The following is a 19,750-nucleotide window of genomic DNA, read 5'->3' on the forward strand; positions in this document are numbered from 1 at the left end:
TGCAGGTAAATCGTTTTTTCGCCGGGCACCGGTTCCGCCGGGCGCTCCGGCATGGGCACCACCGCCAGAATCCCCTGGGGTGTTCGGGTGTCGGCGAGCTGTGCCATCTGGCGATCGCTGATGACATGGGTTCTGAACGGGCTCTGCCAGTGCTCATAGGCCCCGGTGACGTAAAGTTCCGAAGCCTTCAGAGCAGGTTGGCCGGTAGCGGCTTTCTGCAGTTCAAGAATCAGGTGTTCGCCCTCAACGAGAAAGTGGCCAAACGACTGCCGGTACTTTTTCTGGTGCAGCTTTTTGATGTCGGCCAGATTCACGAGGGCGATCTCCGGTCAGGTGGGCGTGGTGGGTTCTGAAAAATCACAGAATTCAGGCAGGATTGTACGTGTGGCCGTCCCGGTTGTCAGGATTTTGCCGCCGCCCGGCGCGGCACGTACAATTGAAGTTTGGCTTTCCCGTTGCGAAGAGACCCCATGGCCCGATCCAAAAGCAGTAACCGCTGGCTCGAAGAGCACGTCAACGACCCCTTCGTGAAACAGGCGCAGGTGGATGGCTACCGCTCGCGGGCCAGTTACAAGCTTCTTGAAATCAACAAGAAGGACCGGCTGATCCACCCCAATATGGTGGTGGTGGATCTGGGCTCGGCGCCCGGCGGCTGGTCCCAGGTGGCGGCCAAACTGGTGGGCCACAAGGGCCGTGTGATTGCTTCCGACATTCTCCCCATGGATGCCATTGCCGGCGTGGATTTTATCCAGGGTGATTTCACCGAGAACGATGTGTTCGAGTCGATCATGGCCACCCTGGGTGATGACCCGGTGGACGTGGTGATCTCCGACATGGCCCCGAACATCAGCGGCGTGACCGTGGCCGACCAGGCCTCGTCCATGTATCTGGTGGAACTGGCCCTGGACATGGCAAGCCAGGTGCTCAAGCCCAAGGGCAGCTTCCTGGCCAAGGTGTTTCAGGGCGAAGGCTACGACGAGTACCTGAAATCGGTCCGCGCTGTCTTCGACAAGGTTGTGGTGCGAAAGCCGGATTCCTCCCGCTCCCGCTCCCGGGAAGTCTACATTCTCGGCAAGGGCTTCAAGGGCTGATTCAGCCTGCAGCACTGTCGAATCCCTGCATGACGTTCACCGCATTCACGCCGATGGCGTCGACGTCGTAACCGCCTTCCATGGTAAATACCGTCGGTAGTCCAAGCCGGGCAAGCCGCTGGCCCAGGGTCAGGTAATCGCCGGAGGTCAGCTTGAAGAACGAAATCGGGTCTTCCTCGAAGGTATCGACACCCAGGGCGACCACCAGGGCGTCCGGCTGGAATGACTGGATCCGCTCGCAGGCGGTTTCCAGCCCCTGACTCCAGACGCTGTAGGGCGTGTTTGGCGGGTAGACGATATTCAGGTTGTAGCCCTCGCCGGCGCCCTCGCCAATCTCGTCTTCAAAGCCCAGAAAATGGGGAAACACCAGGTCCGGATCGCCATGCAGGCTGATGGTCAGCACATCGCTGCGTTCGTAGAAGATCGCCTGGGTGCCGTTGCCGTGGTGGAAGTCGACATCCAGCACCGCAACCTTGCCATAGCCCTTGTCGCGAAAGGCCTGAGCCACGATGGCGGCGTTGTTGAAGAAACAGTACCCGCCGAACAGATCGGCATGGGCGTGATGTCCCGGTGGGCGGCACAGGGCAAAGGCTGCGCGCTCGCCTCCCGCCACCAGTTTCTGGGCGGTAAGGGCCACATTGGCGGATGCCCGGGCGGCTTCCCACGTGCCATCCGAGATCGACGTCTCCGCCGCGAAGCTGTAATAGCCCAGCCGGCCGTCGATGTCCCTGGGCAGCCGGTGGCGCATGCCGCGACCCGCCCAGACCGCCGGGATGGCTTCACCCGGTTTGCCGGCAGCCAGCCAGTCCTGCCAGCAGGTTTCCAGGAACGCCAAGTAATCCGCCGTGTGCACCCGCTTGACGGGCTCCAGACCAAATTCTTCCGGTTCCAGAATCTCTCCCAGCGCCTGTTCTTTCACTCGTGCCAGGATGGTTTCGGCACGGGACGGCTTCTCGTGAGGCTCGATCAGCAGTCCGCCATCCAGTTCGGTTTTGACGTGTCGGCGGCTGTGCAATGGAGAGAATACGGTTTTCATGGTCTTGAGTGGTCCTTGCTGAATGACGTGAGCACTTTGGCACAGGGAGCTTGATGGCTCAAAGGCCCTGATTGTGGCAGGCTGAAACCTTTTGCGGGCAGAGGGGATTACCGATATGGCGACGAGCGACAGGCCGGTAAAGGATGATTGATCTGATCGCGGACATGACCCTCGCCGAGGTTCTGGGCCAGGTGTGCGGTCTTGTAGCCCTGGGTTTCTGCATTGCCGGCTTCGCGAACAAGAATGACGACCGGTTGATGGTGCTGCTGATCTCCGCCAACGTTGCGTTTGCCCTGATGTTCGCGTTCTTCGAGAGCTGGACCGCCTCGGCACTGACCGTTCTGGTGATTGTGCGCATTACTTTGGCGCGCAAGTACCAGGGCAACTGGCCTATTATGCTGGGCATGCTCGTGGTGAACCTGGTGGTAGCCTGGGCGACCTGGAAATCCATCACCGATGTATTCCCCCTCGCCGCCGCCGTTTTCGGCACCGTGGGCATGTTCATGCTCAGGGGTATTCCCCTGCGAATCGTGCTCGGGTTTGCTGCCCTGGCCTGGATGCTCAACAACATCGTTATCGGTTCCGTGGGTGGCACCCTGGCCGAGGGCATGGTGCTGGTCACCAACATCATCACCATCATCCGGCTCTATCGGCTGCAGAAGAAATACCCCGATTTCACGCCCGGGAGTTGAACGGCGTTGCGGGTCGGCGGTTTCGCATCTCGAGACTGACTGAAACAACCAGGGGCAGGGACCACTTTGGCCAATTCCCGACCAGCGCAGCCTGAGCTATCTTGATTGCAGGCCATTGATTATAAAAAGCGGACTGGAATCCGAGAGGACAGGCAATGAGTAACCAGCATTTCGATGTACTGATCATCGGCGCCGGCGTTTCCGGCATTGGCATGGCATGCCATCTTAAGCGTGAATGCCCCGGCAAGTCGTTTGCCATCCTCGAACGTCGGCAGTCCCTGGGTGGCACCTGGGACCTGTTCCGTTACCCGGGTATCCGCTCGGATTCCGACATGTTCACCTTCGGCTACAACTTCCGCCCCTGGACCGGTGGCAAGGTGCTGGCGGATGGTGCGTCGATCAAGAATTATGTGGCGGAGACCGCGAGGGAACACGACGTTGAGCGCCACATTCGCTTTGGCCTGGCCGTCAAAACGGCGGACTGGTCGGGCGTCGACAAATGCTGGAAGCTCACGGCCCTGAACGAAGAAACCGGGGAAACCGAGCACTACACCGCCAACTTCATGGTCGGCTGTACCGGCTACTACAATTATGATCAGGGCTACAAACCGGACTTCCCGGACGAAAGTGATTTCCGTGGCCAGATTGTGCACCCGCAGCACTGGCCGGAGGATCTCGACTATACGGGCAAGAAGGTGGTGGTCATTGGCAGCGGGGCAACCGCGATCACCCTGGTGCCGACCATGGCGGAGAAGGCCGCGCATGTAACCATGCTCCAGCGCTCACCCACCTATCTGATGCCGTTGCCCTCCACCGACAAGCTGACTCTGGCCCTGCAGAAAATATTGCCCGAGAAAACCGCCTACCGGCTGACCCGGGCCCGGAATATTGCCATCTCCCGTTTTCTATACCAGCGTTCCAGAAAGAGCCCGCAGTTCATGCGTCGGCTTTTCCTGAGCATTATCAAGCGCAAGGTTGGCGACACCGCCGATATGCGGCATTTCACCCCCGATTACAATCCCTGGGACCAGCGCCTGTGTGTGGTGAAAGACGGGGATCTTTTCCAGGCCATGAAAGCGGGCAAGGCCGCCATCGCCACCGATCATATTGACCGCTTCACAGAAACCGGCATCCGCCTGAAATCGGGCGAGGAACTGGCGGCTGACATCATCATCCCGGCCACCGGCCTGGATATCCAGATGCTGGGAGGTATCCGACCGACGGTGGATGGTGAAGAAGTGGTGATGAAAGACAAGATTATCTACAAGAACGTGATGGTGGAGGGCGTGCCCAATGCCGGCATGATCTTCGGGTACACCAACATCTCCTGGACCCTGAAGGTGGATATTGCCGCCGAGTATCTGTGCCGGCTGATGAACCTGATGGACAAGCGTGGCTATCGCACCGTTGTGGCCCGGGACACCGAAAACAGTCGCGGCGACGACACCGTCCTGGGGTCCCTCAATGCCGGCTATATCAATCGTGCGGCTGATCGTCTCCCCCGCCAGGGTACCCATGGGCCCTGGAAGTCGTCCCAGAATTACCTGGAAGATGTGAAAATCCTGCGCTTTGAGCCAATTGAGGATGGCTACCTGGAATTCGACGGCAAGCGGACCCACGCCAGTCAGAAAGAATCCGGTGGTTTCCTGCGGCCTTTGCGCTCGGCCCTGTTTGGGACCTGATCATTCAAAGGCCGAACGTATGACGTCCCGGTAGTTGCGGATGCGCTGCACGTAGTGCACGGGCTCGTAGCCACGGGCGTACCCGTAACGGGTGCTGGGGTAGTATCGCTTGTCAGCCTTGAGGGGTAAAACCTCGGTCATTTCCTGCCAGGAGTCCGGATTCTTGTTCAGGGTCCGGGCCAGCGCACGGGCATCCAGCAGATGGCCCCGGCCGATGTTGTAGCTGGCCAGCGCCAGGAAGGTGCGGTCTGGCTCCGGAATGGTCTCTGGCAGGCGGCGGTGCCGGTCGGCCAGGTAACGTGCTCCGCCATCAATGGCAGCCTCCGGGTCCAGCCGGTTGGTCACACCCAGTGATTCGGCGGTTCGTCGGGTCAGCATCATGATGCCCCGGACGCCGGTGGGAGATTTTGCTGCCGGGTCCCAATGGGACTCCTGGTAAGACAGGGCGGCCAGAAGGTCTGCGGGCATCCCGGTTTTGGCCTCGGCTTCCCGGAATTCATCAATGAACTCGGGTAGCCGATCCTCAATCCGACGGTTCAGTGCCCGCAGATCGACAAAATCGAAATCACCAATGTAGGAATAGTAGCGGTTTTCCATCAGGCCGATGGCTTCATCGCCATCCACGCTGTTCATCCACTCGTGGGCATCCGAGCCAAGATCTTCCGAGCCCATGGGCAGGTACCAGCCCAGATTCCGGCCTTCTGTGAGCGTCATTGCCACTTCCAGATGCGGGAAGTGCCGGCGCATTACCTGAACAATGTTGGAATCGGCCACGGTGCAGCCGACGTCCTGTTCCGCGACATCCGAGAGAATCACTTCTGTGGTGCGGTCTGCATCTTCCCGAAACCCGATGCCCGGGTGTTGCTCATTGAGCTTGTTCAGGGTTTCGGCATAGCTGGAGCCGGCAGTCACGACAATATCGGTGCCCGGGATGTCTTCGGGCTTCCGGGGCATGGGGCGTGCATCGCGATGGCAGACCAGTTGTTCGGTAATCTCGGTGTGGGCCGGGCCCCGGGCGAAACGCTCATCCCGGGAGGCCAGGTGGGTCAGCCCGGCTGCCGCCAGGTGGGTATTGCCGGATTCCAGCGCAGCCAGAACTTCGCTGGTGGATTCCAACATGGTCCATTCCACCTCCCAGCCACGCTGTTCGGCGTAGGCGCTGATCAGCGCATGCTCGGGACCGACAGGATTTTCGTGGCGATCCAGGTAATAGGTGGTGGAGCCATTGCGGGTGGCGACTTTGAGTGTCCCGGTTTCCGACGGTGGTTTGAGCTCTGCTGTCGGCTGTGTTGTCGTCTGTTGGCTGCTATTTTCACTGCAGCCGGCGAATACGAGCGGCAGGATAAGAATGCCGGGGGCGAACTTCCATCGGGACATAGCGAGGAATTTCCTGTCTTTTAGGATGATTTCTACGTATAAACGCGTATCTCCTGTAAACCATACTCCTGAATTCCGGAATTGGATCCCCTTTTGGGCCAACAAGGCCCATGAGGATCTCAAGTATCCCGCCAGCGGAGAATGTGTCAGGCTGAGCGTCCCCTTCCTTATTACAGATCACAGGCGATCGTTGTATGGCCTCCGGTAGAAAAAGTAGAAAACGCGCTCTCTGGCATCCCGCTTTTTGGGGGGCCTGGGCTCTGGTCTTCCTGCTCTGGCTTTTCTCATTTCTTCCCATGGGACTGAAGCAGCGCTTTGGTCGCTGGCTGGGGAGGCTGCTTTCCAGAAAAATGCGATCCCGGGCCAGGGTTGCGGACGCCAATCTCGCCGCCTGCATGCCGGATCTGGATGAAGCAACCCGTCGCCAACTGGTTGAGGATGCCTTTGTGGCCTCGGCGCGTGGCGTTCTGGAAAGCGTTCATGCCTGGTGGCGGGATATGACTCCCTATTGCGAGAGCGCGTCGGTGTATGGCACCGAGCACCTTGAAGAAGCAAAACGACGCGGCAAGGGTGTGCTGCTGATCGGTGGTCACTACAGTATTTTCGATTTTGCACTGCCCTTGATTGCCTGCAAGCTCGATAAGCCGGGTTACATGTATCGCCCCAACAACAATCCGGTGATCGACCGTATGATCGAACGCGGCCGCCGACGCCATTTTGGTATCCGGCCCTTCACCAAACGTCAGATCAGACCCATGTTGTCATTCCTGAAAGAAGGGGGGCAGGTCTGGTTCGCCTGTGACCAGGATTTCGGCAAGAAGTCCGAGGTGTTCGTGCCCTTTTTTGGGGTCAGTGCCGGCTGTATTACGTCGCCAAGCTTCATTGCCAGGGAGTCCGGCGCTGCGGTTATCTGCGTCAGTCACTTGCGAATGCCCGATGGCAGTTACCGGGTGGTGTTTTCTCCGATTCAGGAGTCCTTTGGCGAACATCCGGAACAGGACGCCAAAGTCTGGAACGGTTTTATTGAAGCCACTGTTCGTGAGCAACCCGATCAGTACCTCTGGCTGCACAAGCGATTCAAGAGCAGGCCAGAAGGTGCGGCAACGATATACTGAGGCGCGTTCATGCGTAACGCCTGCCTCTGTTCTATCCTGAAAACTTCAACAAACCCTCTGGAGGATACTATGCGCTGCACTCTCAGACTGGTTCTGGTGGCATCGGCTCTGCTGTTCGCCACGCTCACCCATGCCGCAGATGGACTGGTCGCGATCAAAAGCAGTCACGATGTAAAAGCCACGGCCGACAAACTCGAGTCTGTGCTCAAAGAGAAGGGCATGACGGTCATGGCTCGCGTTAATCATCAGCAGGGCGCGGAAAAAGCCGGTCTGGAATTGCGTCCGACCGAAGTGGTTATTTTCGGCAACCCCAAAGTCGGCACACCGCTGATGCAGTGCGCCCAGAGTGTCGCCATCGACCTGCCCCAAAAAGCCCTGATCTGGGAGGATGCCAACGGAGAGGTGTGGCTGGGTTACAACGACCCGCAATACCTCAAGAGCCGCCATGGCATTGAGGGGTGCGATGAGGTGCTCGGAAAAGTAAGCGGCGCACTGGGAAATTTTGCCAAAGCGGCAACCCGGTAGATAAAAACGCCATGCGGTTAACGGGCACAGCGGGCCTGGTTCACTGGTCGGGTCCGCGGATCTTTTCCAGGCCCCTGGCCAGTGTTGCCCGTGACAGCTCGCCCATGTGGGAATCGATCAGTTCGCCCTGGGCATTGTAGAAAAGCGTTGTTGGCAAGCCATTGCTGCCCACGGCGCGTGCCAGCTGGGCCTGATCGTCCCGGTAAAGGTTGTTCAGGTTCAGGCGGTTTTCCTCAAGAAAGGAACGGATGGTCTCGGGCTGTTCCCGCTGGTTGGCAAACACAAACGCGACATCCTGGTAGATATGCTGGGCTTCCTCCAGCACCGGCATTTCCCGGATGCAGGGTGGGCACCAGGTTGCCCAGAGGTTCACGACCAGGGGTTGGCCGGGAGCCAGCCGGGACAGGTTGATCACTTCACCATTGAGCGAGCGCAGGGCCACGTCCGGCATACTGCGGGCCTGCTGTTCGATCAGTGTAATGGTGCCTGCGGTACCGGCCCAGAACAGGGCGCCCGTTAACGCGGCGGTAGCCAGCGGCTTGCGTTGTGCTCTCCTGCGCCACATCAGAAAGCCGGTGAAGATGATGGCGCCTATGACACCCCAGAGCACATCGAAACCGCCGTCACGGATATCAATGATGCCCAGCAGGTCGTTCTGGTAATGCTCGAAATAGCTGATTACGAAACCGATCCGGGCGCTCAGCATCGCGACTACAAAGATATCGGCCACCGATCCGGCTACCGGCACCCGATATTTGCGGCCAAGTATCCCTCCAACCAGCAGAGCGATCCCGAAGGCGATAACCAGGAGAAGATGGCCGATGGACAGGCTCACTGGGCCGATACTGACGCTCATTCTGACAAATCCCTGTGTGGTTCGGTTTCGTAAAGGCAGTCTGACTCGAAGATGCAATCCAGGTTCCTTCGGATGCTTATTATAATCACCTATGGCTAATTGCCCGGGCCTCTGTTAATGTGCCCGCATCCTGCCTCTAGGGATTCCGCAGTTTAAGGCTTTAAGCCCGTGCGACCTTTCCATACGACCTGTCAGAGGACGTCACCCCGATAACGGCGCGTGACCGTAGTCGTCTTTTATTCCATGAATGTTCATGGCATCTGCCCGCATTCACCGAGAACGGTGGTCGTGGAGGCAGAATAATCAAGAGTTGATCCAATATGAGTTTTTCTTCACTCGGTTTGTCCGAGCAGCTGGTCCGTGCCACGTCTGACCAGGGTTATGAAACCCCGTCTCCCATTCAGGCCCAGGCCATTCCCGCCGTGCTTTCTGGCCGGGACGTTATGGCTGCTGCCCAGACCGGTACCGGCAAAACCGCCGGTTTTACCTTGCCCTTGCTGCAGCGTCTGGGTGAAAACCCGCGCACCGGCAAAGGCCCCCGCGCGCTGATCCTGACGCCCACCCGTGAACTGGCGGCACAGGTTCACGACAGCGTGAATCTTTACAGCAAATACGTTCCTACCAAGGCCGCGGTGGTTTTCGGTGGTGTGAAAATCAATCCGCAGATGATGAAGCTGCGCAAAGGCCTGGACGTGCTGGTGGCAACACCGGGCCGCCTGATGGACCTGTATCAGCAGAACGCTGTGCGCTTCAACGAAGTGGAAATCCTGGTGCTGGACGAAGCCGACCGCATGCTGGATATGGGCTTTATTCGCGACATCCGCAAGATTCTTGCGCTGCTGCCAGCCAAGCGCCAGAACCTGTTGTTCTCCGCCACCTTCTCGAACGAGATCCGGACTCTGGCCGAAGGTCTGCTGGATAACCCGGTTCAGGTTGAAGTGGCGGCTCGAAACACCTCTGCCGAAAACATCAAGCAGTCTGTCTACCCGGTGGATCAGAGCCAGAAAACCGCCCTGCTGAGCAAGCTGGTGCGTGACAACAGCTGGGACCAGGTGCTGGTGTTTACCCGCACCAAGCACGGTGCCAACCGCCTGACCCAGAAACTGGAGAAGGACGGTATTACCGCTGCTGCCATTCACGGCAACAAGTCGCAGGGTGCCCGCACCCGCGCGCTGGCGGACTTCAAGGCTGGCGAAGTGCGTGTGCTGGTGGCAACGGATATCGCTGCTCGTGGTCTGGACATCAAGCAGCTGCCCCAGGTGGTGAACTTCGAACTGCCCAACGTGCCGGAAGACTATGTGCATCGTATTGGTCGCACCGGCCGTGCCGGTGAGAGTGGTCATGCGCTGTCACTGGTCAGTGCCGATGAAGGCAAAATGCTGGCGGGCATCGAAAGGCTGATCAAAAAGCAGCTGCCGCGCACGGAAGTGGAAGGCTTTGAGCCGACCAACAACCTGCCGCTGAAGCCGAGAGCCAAGGCCGATCCCAGCCGCGCCCGTACCCGCAGTAGTAACGGTGGTGGTAATGGCCGGCCCGGAGGCAAGCCGAAAAGCTTTGGGGACAAGCCAGGTGGCCGCAGTGGTGGCCGGAGCCAGAATGGCGGTGGTCAGCGAAGCCGCTCAGCCCAGCGCCAGAGTGCCTGAGGCAGGTCAGGACAGTTCAGGAAGGCGGGGCCAGGTGCTCCGCCTTCCTGTTTCTGGCGGACAAAAAAAAGGCGGGGCCGGAGGGCCCCGCACAGGAGAACGCACCTTCCGCCAGCCAACAGACCGTGGCGACTGACGGAGGCACGAGGATCAAAACTTGTAGGACAGGCCTACCATGTAGACCCAGGGGTCGATATCAACGTCAATGGTGCTGGTGTCTGCTTTAGTGTTGCCAGCGTAGGCGTTGATGGTGGCCTCGGTATCGATGTCTGCGTACCAGATAGCGGCGTTTACACCGATGTTGTCTGTGACCATGTAATCCAGGCCAATCTCAGCTGCCAAGCCAAAGCTGTCATCCAGTTCGATGTCGGTGCGGTCCACGCCTGAGGCGAGTGTTGCATAGGTATCGGTCAGAGTCTGGGTGGTTTTCTCTTCAAAGAAGTTGGTGTAGTTCACGCCAACGCCAACATAAGGCTGGAACTTGCTGCCACTTGGCATCGGGAAGTATTGCAGCGTGATGGTTGGCGGCAGTTGCTTGGTTTCGGCCAGTTTGCCGTCGCCACCCAGAATGGATCCATCACCTTCAATGTTGTGCTTGAACGGCGTCGCGCCCAGAACACCCAGAGCAATCTGATCAGTGAACATATAGCTCACGGTCAGGCCCAACTGAGTGTTGGAATCAACGCTAACCTTGGCGCCGTCAAGCTCACCAAGAGCATTGGAGTTCAAATTGCTGCTGGAGGAATCCGGATCAACAGTCACCACGCCAACGCGGCCAATAAAATCACCAGCTTCGTACGCTTGAACAGCCGGCGCCGCAGCCATAACCGCTGCAGCCAGAACACCAAGTTTAAATGTGCGGGACATATCCATCTCCTTAACCTGAATCGTTGATGGCTTCAGATTAGTGGCAGCGGAGAAAGGAAACTTGATTTAGCGCAAGATTGGCCGGGCAGGGGGGCTGGTTTGATCGCAAGATTGACGTAGCTCAAGAAATCGGGCGGTGCCGCGATTACTGCGGAGAGTCAGGCGGAGGTCTTTTGCCTTCGGGCAGACTCTCGTCCGGTACGAACACATCCCGGATGCTCAGGGGGTTGCCATCGGCATTCTGGACTTCCACCGTGTGAATAGGGCGGCCGGTGGCACGGTCGCGCAGGTCCAGGGGTGTCTGGTCCGGGGCGGGATTCCACTTGTCGCCCCACTGGCGCAGGGCAATCACCACCGGGAACAGATCCCGGCCTTTCTCAGTCAAGCGGTATTCAAAGCGGGAGCCGTGTTCGCCCACATCCACCTTGCGCAACACCTCGTTATCCACCAGCCGGGCCAGACGATCGCAGAGGATATTCTTGGCAATGCCCAGTTCCTGCTGGAAGTCCACGAACCGGCGGGTGCCATACATGGCGTGTAGTACGATCAGCAGGGACCACCAGTCACCCACTTCATTGAGGGCACGGGCGACGGAGCAACTGGAGTCATCAAAACGTTTTCTGGCCATGGTGGGAGTGTACTGAATAGGGTTGCATTTTAAAACCAGATTCAATATGGTTGCTTAACGAAACCAAACTAGTAAGGTTGCACATTACCATGAGCATGAATCTTGGCCCGCTTTTCGAACCGTTTGAACTTCACAACCTCAAGCTGCGTAACCGGGTGGCGATGGCACCGATGACCCGCAACTTCTCGCCTGATGGTGTGCCGGGTGAGGATGTTGTGGCCTATTATCAGCGCCGCGCCGAAGCCGGCGTTGGTCTGATCATTACCGAAGGCACTACAGTAAATCACCCCGCCGCCAGTGGTTATCCCAATGTGCCGGCATTTCATGGTTCCGACGCCCTTCAAGGCTGGAAAAACGTTGTTGATGCCGTGCACGAAGCCGGTGGAGCCATTTTCCCGCAACTCTGGCACGTTGGCGCCGTACGCAAGGAAGGCACACCTCCGGATCCTTCGGTGCCCGGTTACAGCCCATCCGGTCTGTTTGGCCCTGGCAAGCCCAACGGCAAAGCCATGACCAAAGAGGATATTGAGGACGTGGTCACCGCCTTTGCCGATGCCGCCCAGGATGCCAAAGCCCTCGGTTTTGATGGTGTCGAGATCCACGGTGCCCATGGCTACCTGCTGGACCAGTTCCTGTGGGAAGGCACCAACCAGCGGGACGATGAATACGGCGGCTCTATGGAAAACCGCCTGCGCTTTGTGGTCGAAATCGTTGAGGCGGTGCGCCATCGCGTCGGGCCTGATTTCCCGATCATGCTGCGGTTCTCCCAGTGGAAGCAGCAGGATTACGAAGCCAAACTGGTGAACAGCCCTGAGGAACTCGAACGGTTCCTGAAGCCACTGGTGGAAGCCGGTGTGGACATTTTCCACGCCTCTACCCGCCGGTTCTGGGAGCCGGAGTTTGAAGGCTCGGATCTGAACCTCGCAGGCTGGACCCAGAAGCTTTCCGGCAAGCCGACCATGTCCGTGGGCAGTGTCGGGCTGACCGAAGATTTCATCAGCGGCACCTTTGCCAGCAAGCAGGAAGCGGTTGAGAAAGCCGGGATCGATGAGCTGGTGGAGCGGATGAATAACCACGAGTTCGAGCTGATTGCCGTTGGTCGGGCACTTCTGCAGGATCCCGAATGGCTGATCAAGGTGAAAGAAGGCCGGTTGAACGAAGTCGAATCCTTCGCCAAGAAGTCCCTCGCCAAACTGTATTGATTATCCCCTTCGATCGGACGATCGACCTGCCGCAGCGCCTCCCGGCCTGCGGCTTTTTTGTTCCCGGAAACCTGTCGTCTTGGTAATCGCGTCTGAACAGAGACACGTTATGATGGGTGAAATTCACCCGAATATGAGGGATACGTATGTCGATGATTGGTTCGGTTAAAACGCTGTGTGTGGCTCTGGTGATGGTAGCCATGGTGGGCTGTGCGACTGTCGGCAAAGACTTCGCCACCCACAATGTGGACCAGATCCAGATTGGTGAAACCACGCGGGCCGATATCCAGGAGATGTTCGGCGAGCCGTGGCGCACCGGGATCGAAGACGGCAAACGCACCTGGACCTATGGCAAGTACAAGTGGTCTGCCTTCGGTGATGCAGAAACCACCGACCTGGTTGTTCGATTCAACCAGGACGGCACAGTCTCGTCTTACGTCTACAACACCACGGAATAAACTGGCAACAGATCAGGCGCGGGGCTGCCTTCAGCCCCGCAAACCTCCTACCAGCTTGTCGATGCTGTCCTTGGCATCGCCGAACAACATGCGCGTGTTGTCCTTGAAGAACAGCGGGTTCTCTACGCCGGAATAGCCGGTGGCCATGCCTCGCTTGAGCACGACAACCTGTCCAGCCTTCCAGACCTCCAGCACCGGCATGCCGGCAATCGGACTGCCCGGGTCTTCGGCGGCGGCCGGGTTCACGGTGTCGTTGGCGCCGATGACCAGCACCACGTCGGTATCCGGGAAGTCATCGTTGATTTCGTCCATTTCCAGCACGATGTCATAAGGGACATGGGCTTCCGCCAATAGTACGTTCATGTGTCCTGGCAGACGACCAGCCACCGGATGGATGCCAAAGCGCACGTTTACGCCACGGTCCCGAAGGATCTTGGTCATTTCGCTGACGCCGTTCTGGGCCTGGGCCACCGCCATGCCGTAACCGGGCACAATGATCACCGACTGGGCGTTGCGCAACTCCTCGCAGACATCATCGGCACTGGATTCGTGCACCGTTTGATCGGCATCCGCGGCCGCCGAACTGCTGCTGGTCTGGCCGAAGCCACCGAGGATCACGCTGATGAACGAGCGGTTCATGGCCTTGTACATGATGTAGCTGAGGATGGCACCGCTGCTGCCCACCAGGGCACCAACGACAATCAGCAGATCATTGCCCAACATGAAACCGATGGAAGCGGCGGCCCACCCGGAGTAACTGTTAAGCATCGAAACCACCACCGGCATGTCGGCGCCGCCAATAGCCATGATCAGGTGAATGCCGAGGACCGAGGCAATGGCGGTCATCAGGATCAGGGCAACGATCCCCAGTGCCATGCTCTCGGTGCCCAGGAACCAGGCCCCGAGCAAGACGCAGACAATGATCGCTGTCAGGTTCATCAGGTGCCGTCCGGGCAGGGTCAGCGCCTTGCTGTCGATTCGGCCGTCCAGTTTGCCGCAGGCCACCAGTGAACCGGTGAAGGTAATGGCACCTATAAAAATGCCGACAAACACCTCCACCAGTTTGATGGTGTGCTCGGTACCGGAGGTGGCAATCAACGGCTCGATATAACCGGAAAAACCTACCAATACCGCCGCCAGACCCACGAAACTGTGGAGCAGGGCGACCAGCTGAGGCATCTGGGTCATTTCCACCTTGTTGGCGATGGGAATGCCAATGCCGGCACCGAGCAACACGGCAATGATGATGGCGGTAATGCCTCCGTCTACGCTGGCCAGAGTGGCCCCCACCGCGATGATAATGCCGGCGACGCCGTAGAGATTACCGCGCCGTGCCGATTCCTGGTGGCTGAGGCCACCCAGGCTGAGAATAAACAAGATACTTGCGACCACGTAGGCCACGCTCACCAGTCCTGTGCTCATATCGGGCGCCTCCTACTTGCGGAACATTTTGAGCATGCGATGGGTGACCCGGAAGCCACCGCCCACGTTGATGCTGGCAATCAGCACCGCCACAAAGGCCATGATGCCAACGGCAATATTCTCCGCCTGGGCCAGATGCAGAATGGCGCCGATAACGATGATGCCGCTGATGGCGTTGGTAACGCTCATCAGGGGGGTATGCAGGGAAGGGGTTACGTTCCAGATCACCTGCCAGCCAATAAAGCAGGCCAGTACGAACACAGTGAAGTGTTGCAGGAAGCTTTCCGGCGCGTGGGCGCCCACTCCGTAGAGCGCCAGGGCCGTCACCACCAGAAGAACGCCTTTGCCGATCAGGCTGCGACGGTCCGCGTCCTTCTTGGCGGCCGCTTTTGCTTCGGCTGAAGGCTCCTCGGTGCCCGGTGCGGGCTTGGGGCTGACCGGCGATTCCGGTTGTGGCGGCGGCCAGGTTATTTCGTCCTCGTGAACCACCGTCAGGCCGCGGATGACTTCGTCTTCCATGTTCACCAGCGGCGTGCCGTCTTTCTCGGGTGTCAGCTCGGTGAGCAGATGCACCAGGTTGGTGGCGTACAGATCACTGGCCACCTTGGCCATCCGGCTGGGCAGGTCGGTGTAGCCGATCAGGGTAACGCCGTGTTGATGGGCGACTTTGCCCGGTTCGGTCAGTTCGCAGTTACCCCCTCGCTCTGAGGCCAGATCCACGATCACGCTGCCGGGCTTCATGGATTTTACCATGTCGGCGGTGATCAGTTTCGGTGCCGGTTTGCCGGGAATCAGGGCGGTGGTGATGATGATATCCACCTCTTCCGCCTGCTCTGCGAACAGCGCCATCTCCGCCTTGATGAACTCGTCACTCATCTGCTTGGCGTAACCACCGCTGCCGCTGCCCTCCTCGTCACCGAAATCCAGTTCCAGGAACTCGGCGCCCATGCTCTCGACCTGTTCCTTCACTTCCAGCCGGGTATCAAAGGCCCGCACGATAGCGCCCATGCTGTTGGCCGCGCCAATGGCTGCCAGGCCAGCCACCCCGGCACCGATGACCATGATTTTCGCGGGTGGCACCTTGCCAGCAGCGGTAACCTGCCCGGTAAAGAAACGCCCGAAGTGGTTCGCCGCCTCGATCACCGCCCGATAGCCGGCGATGTTGGCCATGGCGCTGAGTGCGTCCATCTTCTGGGCGCGGCTGATGCGGGGCAGGCTGTCGATGGCGAAAGACGTGATCTTTCTGGCGGCCAGCTTTTCCAGCAATTCCGGGTTCTGGGCTGGCCAGATGTAGCTGACCAGAAACGCGCCCTCCTTCATCAGATCCGCTTCGTGTTTGCCCAGTGCCGGATTTTCCATGGGCGCGCGGACCTTGAGGATAAAGTCGGCTTCTTTCCACAGTGAGCTGGTATCGGCTGCGATGGCTGCGCCCACTTTTTCATAGGCGGCATCGGAGTAGTTCGCCGCCTCGCCGGCGCCGCCTTCCACGATCACGTCATAACCAAGTCCGATTAACTTGTGAACAGAAGGTGGCGTGGCGGCCACTCGCCGCTCGTCCTCAAAGATTTCCTTGGGGATACCGATTTTCATTATTGGTTTGCCTCCGGATTTCCCGATTGATCACTTGTTCTGGTTATCTACATACTAGTGCAGGTTGCCAGATCTGCCCGGAAAGCGGATTTATCGGAGGTATATCAGCCCTGCCTCAGGGCGAGGCGTTCGACTTCCGTTTGCGACAGGTGATCAAGCATCGCACCCCGGAACTGCCGGTTGATGAAATGTTCGGTTTCGGTCTGGATGGTTTCGCGCTGGGCGGGTTTCTCGATGTAATCCATGGCCCGGAACAGGATGTAGCGGATGGTCATGCGGGAGACTTCATGAATGGTCTCGGACGGCACGGCGCTCACCAGTTGCCGCTCGATAATGTCTTCGGCCATTTCCCGGGCGCTGGCTTCAAGCTGTGATTCAAGGGCCCGTCGCAGTATCGGGGAGGGGCCGTGGAGTTCCCGCACGGCCACCGTAGTTGCCGCCGGATTGGCCAGGAAGTAGTGGTACACAAACGCCACCGTATCCCGCGACGCCTGTTCGGAAGAATCCGCCATCTGCCGCAGATCCCGGACCCCGGCTTTCATCTCCTCGGCAATGTAACCCAGTACCTGCAGGCCGAATTCATCCAGGCTCTTGAAGTGTCGGTAAAAGGTATTCGGATTCAGCCCCGCCTCCCGGGCAAGCTCCCGCAGTCCCAGCGACGTCAGGCTCCGGGTTTCGGTAATCAGCCGAAGCGCAGCCTGGATGAGTTTCAGCTTTCCGCCGGTTAATCCGTTCATCTTTTCCTCTGCTTTGGAGGTTGGCCGCGTTGGCAGGTATTCCGAAAACCGCTGCAAGTACGTCCATGTACGCTTGCTCTCCGCCATCCCTGGCTCCGAGCATTTTCGGAATACCTGCCCACAAATGACCAGCCCCCCCAGCCAGAGCCCGCCGCAGAGGCCAATGATCAGTCACCTGAGGCCAATCACCGAACCAGGAGTATACGGTTGTATACCAAGCTGTGTATACATGTGTCTACCGGCCATGATGACCCGCCGGATAACAACAGACAAGGTCTAGTGTCCCGTTTAGCTGGGGCACTGGGGCCAACGCAGGAGTGCAGCAATGACACAGAACACACAGATCGCCATCATCGGCACCGGCTTCTCCGGCCTGGGCATGGCCATCAAACTCAAGGAAGCCGGTTACAACGACTTCGTGATCTTTGAACAGAGCGACGACATCGGCGGCACCTGGCACCAGAATCATTACCCGGGGTGTGCCTGTGACGTGCAGTCTGCACTCTACTCCTTCTCCTTCGAGCAGAACCCGAACTGGAGCCGGATGTATGCCCAGCAGCACGAGATCAAGGCGTATCTGAAACATTGCGCCGAGAAATACGGGCTGATGAAGCACATCCGGCTGAACACCCACGTGGCGGGAGCGCGATTTGATGAGACCCACCAACGGTGGGTTGTTGAAACCTGTGATAGTCCGACGCTTTGGGCGTACATGCAGGAAAGAGGCGTGAAGCCGGGAGACCGGTTGGATCGAACCGATAAGGGGCTGCCGGAATTCACTACCTTGAGGGCCGATATCCTCGTTTCCGGAATGGGGGGATTGAGCACGCCGGCGTATCCGGAGATCAAGGGGATCGAATCCTTCACGGGCAAGCGTTTCCACTCCCAGGACTGGGATCACGACTACGATTTGCGCGGCAAGCGGGTGGCGGTGATCGGGACCGGTGCCTCGGCCATCCAGTTTGTTCCGGAGGTGGCGAAGCAGGCGGCAAAGGTAGACCTGTACCAGCGCACACCACCGTGGATCATGCCCAAGCCGGACCGTGCCATCCGGCCAGTGGAGAAGCGGCTTTTCCGGATGTTCCCACAAACACTCAATGCGTTCAGGCAGAGTATCTACTGGTCGCTTGAGGCGCGGGTACTGGGCTTTGTGGGCAATCCGCGTATTCTGAAGTTGGGTGAACTGCAGGCCCGCCGGCATATCCGCAACCAGATTCCGGACAAGGCCTTGCGCAGAAAGGTTACCCCGGATTTTCATTTCGGCTGCAAACGGGTGCTGATTTCCAATAACTACTATCCGGCGCTGGCCCAGGACCATGTGGATGTGGTGACCGAGGGTATCCGTGAGGTGCAGGGCAACACCGTGATCGATGGTCAGGGCAACAAGCGGCAAGTGGATTGCATCATCTACGGCACCGGTTTCCGAGCCCAGGACCCGATTCCCGCGAGCATGATCTTTGGCCGTAATGGTCAGGATCTGCTGGATGCCTGGAAGGATGGCGCCGAAGCATACAAAGGCACCACCATCAGCGGTTTCCCGAATTTCTTCATGCTGATGGGGCCGAATACCGGCCTCGGCCACAGCTCCATGGTGTATATGATCGAAAGTCAGATCCAGTACGTGCTGGATGCCCTCCAAAAGATGCGCCGGCAGCAATGGAGCAGCATGGAAGTGAAGCCGGACGCCCAGAGCCGTTACAACGCTTCCATTCACGCAAAGCTTGGTGATTCAGTCTGGCAGACCGGCTGCAAGAGCTGGTACGTGAACGAAAACGGCAAGAACACCACATTATGGCCAGGCTTCACCTGGCAGTTCCGTCAGCAGACACGACGCTTTGATGCGGCTCAATATCTGGTTCGTGCACCAGAATCCGGGGTTAGCGAGCGCGAATCGGCTCTGGCCGTTTAACGGTTGGCAGCGGGGGACTTTCGGGCAGCTTTCGGGCGTGTCCAGGTTGCGTTTTGGCCCTTTTGGCCAATACTGAAAGGATGGTCTTGCCGCTCTCGGCCAAGGATGTCCCCTGATGAAGCTGTTTCACTGTGGCCGATGCGCCAACCTGCTGTATTTTGAAAACAGTCGTTGTACCAGTTGTGGGTCTGGACTGGGCTTTGCCCCGGATGTCATGGACTTGCTGGCTATCGAGCCAAACGATGATGGCACCTGGGCGGCCGTCGCCCGGGGCGACCTCTACAGGCTTTGTGGCAACTATCAGAACCAGGGTGCCTGCAACTGGCTGATCCCTTCTCCGGACGCCCACACCTTCTGTGTCGCCTGCCGACTGAACCGCACCATCCCCGATCTCAGCATTCTGAAGAACAACGATCTCTGGCGGCGTCTGGAGAAGGAAAAGCGGCGTCTGGTGTATTCGGTGTTGCGCCTTGAGCTGCCCTGCGAACCCCGTAATGAGGACCAGTACGGGCTGGCGTTTGATTTTCTGGCTGACCAGCCGGCGATGTTCGACGAACGCGCGAAAGTAAAAACCGGCCACGCAAATGGCGTGATCACCATGAATATTGCCGAGGCAGATCCTGTGGAACGGGAGCGGATGCGCAGCCAGATGGCTGAGCCTTATCGCACTGTTTTGGGGCATTTCCGTCACGAATCCGGTCATTACTACTGGGACATCCTGGTCCGGTCCGGGCCGTGGCTTGGGCCGGTTCGGGAGATGTTCGGTGATGACGCCAGAGACTACAAACAGGCGCTGGACCAGTATTACCAGTACGGCCCGCCGGGTGACTGGCAGAGCTGGTACATCAGCTCCTACGCCAGCAGCCATGCCTGGGAAGACTGGGCCGAGACCTGGGCACACTACCTGCATATGGTGGATG

General features: G+C 58.7%; 18 protein-coding genes and 1 pseudogene. 10 read left to right on the forward strand and 9 right to left on the reverse strand.

Translation table 11 applies throughout. The annotated features are described in order from the left end of the window. Positions 1 to 314, reverse strand: a pseudogene (locus B2W52_RS20130) (TrmH family RNA methyltransferase); the annotation flags it as partial. A 156-nt stretch (positions 315 to 470) separates the two neighbouring features. On the opposite strand from B2W52_RS20130, the gene rlmE reads away from it, so the two are divergent. Beyond that, positions 471 to 1,091 (forward strand): 23S rRNA (uridine(2552)-2'-O)-methyltransferase RlmE, encoded by a 621-nt coding sequence (gene rlmE, locus B2W52_RS20135; protein ID WP_014578767.1) that lies wholly within the window; start codon positions 471 to 473, stop codon positions 1,089 to 1,091. 1 nt (position 1,092) lies between these two features. Here rlmE and B2W52_RS20140 read toward each other — a convergent pair whose 3' ends face one another. Then, on the reverse strand, positions 1,093 to 2,127 hold the full coding sequence (locus tag B2W52_RS20140; protein WP_273069210.1) for a histone deacetylase family protein: 1,035 nt from the start codon (positions 2,125 to 2,127) through the stop codon (positions 1,093 to 1,095). A gap of 143 nt (positions 2,128 to 2,270) precedes the next feature. Between B2W52_RS20140 and B2W52_RS20145 the strand changes: the two genes are divergently transcribed. Both B2W52_RS20145 and B2W52_RS20150 read left to right on the forward strand, forming a co-directional pair. Continuing rightward, complete coding sequence (locus B2W52_RS20145) at positions 2,271 to 2,819, forward strand: YgjV family protein (RefSeq protein WP_108018289.1); 549 nt, start codon at positions 2,271 to 2,273, stop codon at positions 2,817 to 2,819. Positions 2,820 to 2,974: 155 nt separating this feature from the next. Then, complete coding sequence (locus tag B2W52_RS20150; RefSeq protein WP_273069209.1) at positions 2,975 to 4,501, forward strand: flavin-containing monooxygenase; 1,527 nt, start codon at positions 2,975 to 2,977, stop codon at positions 4,499 to 4,501. Here the strand turns inward: B2W52_RS20150 and mltF are convergent, their stop codons facing one another. Beyond that, complete coding sequence (gene mltF / locus B2W52_RS20155) at positions 4,502 to 5,878, reverse strand: membrane-bound lytic murein transglycosylase MltF (protein ID WP_273043864.1); 1,377 nt, start codon at positions 5,876 to 5,878, stop codon at positions 4,502 to 4,504. A gap of 194 nt (positions 5,879 to 6,072) precedes the next feature. On the opposite strand from mltF, the gene B2W52_RS20160 reads away from it, so the two are divergent. Then, positions 6,073 to 6,993, forward strand: coding sequence for a lysophospholipid acyltransferase family protein (locus B2W52_RS20160; protein WP_273069208.1), 921 nt, complete (start codon positions 6,073 to 6,075; stop codon positions 6,991 to 6,993). 69 nt (positions 6,994 to 7,062) lie between these two features. Next, the gene (locus B2W52_RS20165) at positions 7,063 to 7,518 is read left to right on the forward strand and encodes a DUF302 domain-containing protein (RefSeq protein ID WP_092030715.1); all 456 of its coding nucleotides are present in this window, start codon (positions 7,063 to 7,065) and stop codon (positions 7,516 to 7,518) included. A 40-nt stretch (positions 7,519 to 7,558) separates the two neighbouring features. Here the strand turns inward: B2W52_RS20165 and B2W52_RS20170 are convergent, their stop codons facing one another. After that, positions 7,559 to 8,374: a prolipoprotein diacylglyceryl transferase family protein gene (locus B2W52_RS20170; RefSeq protein ID WP_273069206.1), complete on the reverse strand. Its 816-nt coding sequence runs from the start codon at positions 8,372 to 8,374 to the stop codon at positions 7,559 to 7,561. 320 nt (positions 8,375 to 8,694) lie between these two features. Here B2W52_RS20170 and B2W52_RS20175 point away from each other — a divergent pair, with 320 nt between their 5' ends. Then, positions 8,695 to 10,017 carry a DEAD/DEAH box helicase gene (locus B2W52_RS20175; protein ID WP_104270941.1) on the forward strand — a complete coding sequence of 441 codons (1,323 nt, stop codon included), beginning with the start codon at positions 8,695 to 8,697 and terminating at the stop codon, positions 10,015 to 10,017. A 150-nt stretch (positions 10,018 to 10,167) separates the two neighbouring features. Here B2W52_RS20175 and B2W52_RS20180 read toward each other — a convergent pair whose 3' ends face one another. After that, complete coding sequence (locus B2W52_RS20180) at positions 10,168 to 10,884, reverse strand: OmpW/AlkL family protein (protein ID WP_286803975.1); 717 nt, start codon at positions 10,882 to 10,884, stop codon at positions 10,168 to 10,170. Positions 10,885 to 11,029: 145 nt separating this feature from the next. Further along, entirely contained in the window at positions 11,030 to 11,512 is a 483-nt protein-coding gene (locus B2W52_RS20185; RefSeq protein WP_008172663.1) for a winged helix-turn-helix transcriptional regulator, read from the reverse strand. Between the two features lie 89 nt (positions 11,513 to 11,601). Here B2W52_RS20185 and B2W52_RS20190 point away from each other — a divergent pair, with 89 nt between their 5' ends. Continuing rightward, positions 11,602 to 12,714: an NADH:flavin oxidoreductase gene (locus tag B2W52_RS20190; protein WP_008172665.1), complete on the forward strand. Its 1,113-nt coding sequence runs from the start codon at positions 11,602 to 11,604 to the stop codon at positions 12,712 to 12,714. Between the two features lie 152 nt (positions 12,715 to 12,866). Beyond that, the gene (bamE, locus tag B2W52_RS20195; RefSeq protein ID WP_008172667.1) at positions 12,867 to 13,172 is read left to right on the forward strand and encodes an outer membrane protein assembly factor BamE domain-containing protein; all 306 of its coding nucleotides are present in this window, start codon (positions 12,867 to 12,869) and stop codon (positions 13,170 to 13,172) included. Positions 13,173 to 13,202: 30 nt separating this feature from the next. On the opposite strand, the gene pntB is transcribed toward bamE, so the two are convergent. The 3 genes from pntB to B2W52_RS20210 all read right to left on the reverse strand — a co-directional run bounded on the left by pntB (position 13,203) and on the right by B2W52_RS20210 (position 16,921). Beyond that, the gene (pntB, locus tag B2W52_RS20200; protein ID WP_286803976.1) at positions 13,203 to 14,594 is read right to left on the reverse strand and encodes a Re/Si-specific NAD(P)(+) transhydrogenase subunit beta; all 1,392 of its coding nucleotides are present in this window, start codon (positions 14,592 to 14,594) and stop codon (positions 13,203 to 13,205) included. Between the two features lie 12 nt (positions 14,595 to 14,606). Beyond that, on the reverse strand, positions 14,607 to 16,184 hold the full coding sequence (locus B2W52_RS20205) for a Re/Si-specific NAD(P)(+) transhydrogenase subunit alpha (protein WP_008172671.1): 1,578 nt from the start codon (positions 16,182 to 16,184) through the stop codon (positions 14,607 to 14,609). Positions 16,185 to 16,288: 104 nt separating this feature from the next. Next, positions 16,289 to 16,921, reverse strand: coding sequence for a TetR family transcriptional regulator (locus B2W52_RS20210; RefSeq protein ID WP_039881970.1), 633 nt, complete (start codon positions 16,919 to 16,921; stop codon positions 16,289 to 16,291). 325 nt (positions 16,922 to 17,246) lie between these two features. Here B2W52_RS20210 and B2W52_RS20215 point away from each other — a divergent pair, with 325 nt between their 5' ends. Both B2W52_RS20215 and B2W52_RS20220 read left to right on the forward strand, forming a co-directional pair. Continuing rightward, complete coding sequence (locus B2W52_RS20215; RefSeq protein WP_008172673.1) at positions 17,247 to 18,830, forward strand: flavin-containing monooxygenase; 1,584 nt, start codon at positions 17,247 to 17,249, stop codon at positions 18,828 to 18,830. A 115-nt stretch (positions 18,831 to 18,945) separates the two neighbouring features. Then, positions 18,946 to 19,750 (forward strand): zinc-binding metallopeptidase family protein (locus B2W52_RS20220; RefSeq protein WP_286803977.1); only part of this gene is annotated, 805 nt, incomplete at its 3' end.

Source organism: Marinobacter sp. UBA2498, from assembly GCF_002341575.1.
Taxonomy (GTDB): Bacteria; Pseudomonadota; Gammaproteobacteria; order Pseudomonadales; family Oleiphilaceae; genus Marinobacter; species Marinobacter manganoxydans.

What these genes read in the sequence shown, in the direction of transcription:
- B2W52_RS20175 (WP_104270941.1), top strand. Translation starts at nt 8,695, where the DNA reads ATGAGTTTTTCTTCACTCGGTTTGTCCGAGCAGCTGGTCCGTGCCACG.
- B2W52_RS20160 (WP_273069208.1), top strand. Translation starts at nt 6,073, where the DNA reads ATGGCCTCCGGTAGAAAAAGTAGAAAACGCGCTCTCTGGCATCCCGCT.
- B2W52_RS20140 (WP_273069210.1), bottom strand. Translation starts at nt 2,127, where the DNA reads ATGAAAACCGTATTCTCTCCATTGCACAGCCGCCGACACGTCAAAACC.
- B2W52_RS20150 (WP_273069209.1), top strand. Translation starts at nt 2,975, where the DNA reads ATGAGTAACCAGCATTTCGATGTACTGATCATCGGCGCCGGCGTTTCC.
- pntB (WP_286803976.1), bottom strand. Translation starts at nt 14,594, where the DNA reads ATGAGCACAGGACTGGTGAGCGTGGCCTACGTGGTCGCAAGTATCTTG.
- B2W52_RS20170 (WP_273069206.1), bottom strand. Translation starts at nt 8,374, where the DNA reads ATGAGCGTCAGTATCGGCCCAGTGAGCCTGTCCATCGGCCATCTTCTC.
- B2W52_RS20165 (WP_092030715.1), top strand. Translation starts at nt 7,063, where the DNA reads ATGCGCTGCACTCTCAGACTGGTTCTGGTGGCATCGGCTCTGCTGTTC.
- mltF (WP_273043864.1), bottom strand. Translation starts at nt 5,878, where the DNA reads ATGTCCCGATGGAAGTTCGCCCCCGGCATTCTTATCCTGCCGCTCGTA.
- bamE (WP_008172667.1), top strand. Translation starts at nt 12,867, where the DNA reads ATGATTGGTTCGGTTAAAACGCTGTGTGTGGCTCTGGTGATGGTAGCC.
- B2W52_RS20210 (WP_039881970.1), bottom strand. Translation starts at nt 16,921, where the DNA reads ATGAACGGATTAACCGGCGGAAAGCTGAAACTCATCCAGGCTGCGCTT.
- rlmE (WP_014578767.1), top strand. Translation starts at nt 471, where the DNA reads ATGGCCCGATCCAAAAGCAGTAACCGCTGGCTCGAAGAGCACGTCAAC.
- B2W52_RS20180 (WP_286803975.1), bottom strand. Translation starts at nt 10,884, where the DNA reads ATGTCCCGCACATTTAAACTTGGTGTTCTGGCTGCAGCGGTTATGGCT.
- B2W52_RS20190 (WP_008172665.1), top strand. Translation starts at nt 11,602, where the DNA reads ATGAGCATGAATCTTGGCCCGCTTTTCGAACCGTTTGAACTTCACAAC.
- B2W52_RS20205 (WP_008172671.1), bottom strand. Translation starts at nt 16,184, where the DNA reads ATGAAAATCGGTATCCCCAAGGAAATCTTTGAGGACGAGCGGCGAGTG.
- B2W52_RS20215 (WP_008172673.1), top strand. Translation starts at nt 17,247, where the DNA reads ATGACACAGAACACACAGATCGCCATCATCGGCACCGGCTTCTCCGGC.
- B2W52_RS20185 (WP_008172663.1), bottom strand. Translation starts at nt 11,512, where the DNA reads ATGGCCAGAAAACGTTTTGATGACTCCAGTTGCTCCGTCGCCCGTGCC.
- B2W52_RS20145 (WP_108018289.1), top strand. Translation starts at nt 2,271, where the DNA reads ATGATTGATCTGATCGCGGACATGACCCTCGCCGAGGTTCTGGGCCAG.